Annotated in this window: 3 protein-coding genes; 1 reads left to right on the top strand and 2 read right to left on the bottom strand. The window is 67.5% G+C overall.

The genetic code is table 11. From position 1 onward, the window contains the following. Positions 1-365 precede the first annotated feature (365 nt). The gene (locus WA805_RS04620) at positions 366-1,133 is read left to right on the top strand and encodes a DeoR/GlpR family DNA-binding transcription regulator (protein WP_422275820.1); all 768 of its coding nucleotides are present in this window, start codon (positions 366-368) and stop codon (positions 1,131-1,133) included. A 65-nt stretch (positions 1,134-1,198) separates the two neighbouring features. Here WA805_RS04620 and ispG read toward each other — a convergent pair whose 3' ends face one another. Together ispG and WA805_RS04610 are read right to left on the bottom strand one after the other, a co-directional pair. Further along, the gene (gene ispG, locus WA805_RS04615; RefSeq protein ID WP_422275818.1) at positions 1,199-2,353 is read right to left on the bottom strand and encodes a flavodoxin-dependent (E)-4-hydroxy-3-methylbut-2-enyl-diphosphate synthase; all 1,155 of its coding nucleotides are present in this window, start codon (positions 2,351-2,353) and stop codon (positions 1,199-1,201) included. A gap of 95 nt (positions 2,354-2,448) precedes the next feature. After that, a complete protein-coding gene (locus WA805_RS04610) occupies positions 2,449-3,639 on the bottom strand; it encodes a M50 family metallopeptidase (protein WP_425241716.1) in 1,191 nt (396 codons plus the stop codon). Positions 3,640-3,759: the final 120 nt, after the last annotated feature.

The following is a 3,759-nucleotide window of genomic DNA, read 5'->3' as shown; positions in this document are numbered from 1 at the left end:
GCTTACGCTCGCGCCCGGGGCGGTCGCGGGTTCCGCGGTGCCAGCGGAGCAGGCGGTCAGCGCGACGGTCACGGCCAGTGCGGTGAGGGTGGCGACGCCAGCGGCGCGACGGCGGGGAAACGACACGGTTTCCATCTTGCCCCATCGCGCTGACAGGTCTCGACACGGACCGCCATCAATTCGACACGCGCCGATGCTAATTCGACGTCTGCCAGTGCCATTAACTCTGTGTTCTGGCTCAAAGATCTCAGTTCAGAGTTTCTTCTCGCGGACAAGGCGTCTTTCCGACACTCTTGGCCGTAACCGAACAAGGCGCTCAAGCGTCATACTTTAAACTGTTCGGAACACATTGAGGGGGGTAGGGAGTGCTGGCTAGACATCGCCAGTCCCTGATCTTGCAGGCCGTTAGGAGTGACGGCAGTGCGCGGGTCAGTGACTTGACGCAACAACTAGGCGTCTCCGACATGACCATAAGGCGGGACCTCGAGGTCCTGGCCAAAGATGGGCTCGTAGAAAAGGTACACGGTGGCGCGGTGCTGCCCGGGTCGCACAATGCCCACGAGCCCAGCCTCGAAGACCGGCTAGTCCTTGAGCGCCCGGAGAAAACGTCCATCGCACGCGCGGCCGCCAGCCTGGTCAGGCCCGGCACCGCGATCGCGATCGCGGCGGGCTCCACCACGTTCTCGCTGGCTCAGTGCCTGCTTGACGTGCCCGGGCTCACCATCGTCACCAACTCGCTGCGGGTGGCGAACCTGTACACCGGCAACCGCGGCCCCGACGGCACCTCGGTGCTCGTGACGGGCGGCATGCGCGCGACCTCGGACGCGCTCGTCGGCCCGGTGGCCGACCTGACGATCCGGTCGCTGCACTTCGACACGCTGTTCATCGGCTGCACGGGGATCGACGCTGAAGTCGGCCTCACCACGCCGAACCTGGCCGAGGCCGAGACCAACCGCTCGCTCATCAAGGTGGCGCGGCGGGTCGTCGTCCTCGCTGACCACACCAAGTGGGGCGTGGTCAGCCTGGCTTCCTTCGCCACCCTGGACGAGGTCAACGTGCTGGTCACCGACAGCTTGCTGTCGGCCGACGCGCAGGCGATCCTCACCACCCAGGTGGGCGAGGTTCTCGTATAGGGCCGTTCGGCCCGTTGGGGAGTGCGGGGGGACGGATGTCCCCCCGCCGCCTAAGCCTGGGAGCTTTAAGAGACAGTCACGATCGGCTGGCCGGGCTCGGCGTCCTGCTCTCCGGCCTGTTCTGCCAGCCGCATCGCCTCGTCGATCAGGGTCTCCACGATCCGCGACTCCGGCACGGTCGCGATGACCTTGCCCTTGACGAAGATCTGCCCCTTCCCGTTGCCCGAGGCCACGCCCAGGTCCGCCTCGCGGGCCTCGCCGGGACCGTTCACCACGCAGCCCATCACCGCGACCCGCAGCGGGACCTCCAGGCCGGTCAGTCCCGCGGTGACCTCCTCGGCCAGCTTGTAGACGTCGACCTGGGCGCGCCCGCAGGACGGGCAGGAGACGATCTCAAGGCTGCGCTGCCGCATGCCCATCGACTCGAGGATGCCGATGCCGACCTTGACCTCCTCGACGGGAGGCGCGGACAGCGATACCCGGATCGTGTCACCGATGCCCTGCGCCAGCAGCGCGCCGAACGCGGTCGCGGACTTGATCGTGCCCTGGAACGTTGGCCCCGCCTCGGTGACGCCGAGGTGCAGCGGGTAGTCGCACTTCGCGGCCAGCAGCCGGTACGCCTGGATCATCACCACCGGGTCGTGGTGCTTCACCGAGATCTTGATGTCGCGGAAGCCGTGCTCCTCGAACAGCGAGCACTCCCACAGCGCGGACTCGACCAGCGCCTCGGGGGTCGCCTTGCCGTACTTGGCGAGCAGCCGCTTGTCCAGCGAGCCCGCGTTCACGCCGATCCTGATCGGGGTGCCGGCGTCCAACGCGGCCCGCGCGATCTCGGCCACCTTGTCGTCGAACTGCTTGATGTTGCCCGGGTTGACCCGGACCGCCGCGCAGCCGGCGTCGATCGCCGCGAACACGTACTTGGGCTGGAAGTGGATGTCGGCGATGACCGGGATCTGCGACTTCTTCGCGATCGCCGGCAGCGCGTCCGCGTCGTCCTGGGACGGCACGGCGACCCGGACGATCTGGCAGCCGGACGCCGTGAGCTCGGCGATCTGCTGCAGGGTCGCGTTCACGTTCGCGGTCAGCGTCGTGGTCATCGACTGCACGCTTACCGGCGCACCGCCGCCGACGGGCACGCTGCCCACCATCAGCTGGCGTGACTGACGGCGCTCGGCCAGCGGCGCCGGAGGGGTTGCTGGCATGCCAAGGTCAACGCTCATTGAGGATTCCATCCCGTCGGGAATTCGGCACGGAGTCTATTCTCACCCAGTCACGCGGCCGGCCAACCGCACACCCTGACCCATACGTCAGGTCGCTACCCAATGTTCACCGGATTGACGATGTCCGCGAGGATAAGCATCACCCCGAAGAAAACAATCACGAGGAAAATGCTGAAGCTCACCGGGACCAGCTTGCGGTAGTCGACGAGGCCCGGGTCGGCCCGCCCGCGCAGCCGGGCGAGCCAGCGCCTGATCACTTCCCACAGGACGACCGCCACGTGGCCGCCGTCCATCGGCAGCAGCGGCAGCAGGTTGAGGATGCCGACGAAGATGTTCAGCGACGCGATCAGCAGCAGCACGAAGCTGACCTTGTACTGCCAGCCGACGTTGGCCGCCACCGCCTGGCCAGTTTCCCTGGCTGCGCCGACCACGCTGCTCACGTTGCCCGCGGCGGTCTGCGAGCGGTCCTTGGCGAACAGCGACGGGATCGCCTTCGGCAACTGGGCGAGCGCGCTCCCCGAGCCCGTGATCACCTGGGCGAAGCCGCTCCCGGTATACCGGATGGCGCCGAGCGGGCTGGTCGGCTGGAACACGGTGGTCGCGGCGATCCCCAGGTAGCCGCCGTGGCCGCTGACATCGGCCAGCTTGGCGTGCAGCGTCACCGGCCGCCCGTCGCGCTCGACGGTGATGGCGGCGACCGACCCGGGCTTGGCATCCTTGATCACGTTCTCGAGCTGGGTCCAGCTGCTCACCGGGACCCCGTTGAAGGACGTCACCTGGTCGCCGACCTTGAGGCCGGCCAGCAAGGCCGGCGACTTCGGGTCGCTCGCGGTACACGCGGCGCCGTCGTTCAAGGCAGTCGCGGACTGCGGCACGCAGGCCGCCACGGTGCCAAGCTGGGTAGTGTTGTCGTTCTCGATGCCGATGCCGATGGCCAGCCCGAAGATGATCACCGCCGCGAGCACGAAGTGCATGAACGACCCCGCGGCGAGCACGATCAGCCGCTGCCACGCCGGGGCCTGGCGGAACGAGCGCGACTCGTCCTCCGGATCCACCTCGTCGAGCGAGGTCATCCCGATGATCTTCACGTAGCCGCCGACCGGCAGGGCCTTGATGCCGTATTCCGTCTCGCCGCGGGTGGTCGACCACAGGGTCGGCCCGAAGCCGATGAAGTACTTCGTCGCCTTCATGCCGAACCGCTTGGCGGCCACGAAGTGGCCGCTCTCGTGCAGCATCACCGAGAACAGCAGGGCAACCAGGAAGATGACCCAGCCGATCTGGTCCACCTGTGGCTCCTCCTACCTGTTGAGCTCTCGCGCCCGGGCCCTCGCCCAGGCGTCCACCGCGAGCACGTCCTCGAGCGTGGTCACTCCAGTACCCGACGTCTCGTGCTCTGAGACTATCCG

The sequence above is a fragment of the Trebonia sp. genome, from assembly GCF_049794275.1.
Taxonomy (GTDB): domain Bacteria; phylum Actinomycetota; class Actinomycetes; order Streptosporangiales; family Streptosporangiaceae; genus Trebonia.
This window is presented reverse-complemented; position numbering and strand designations above follow the sequence as displayed.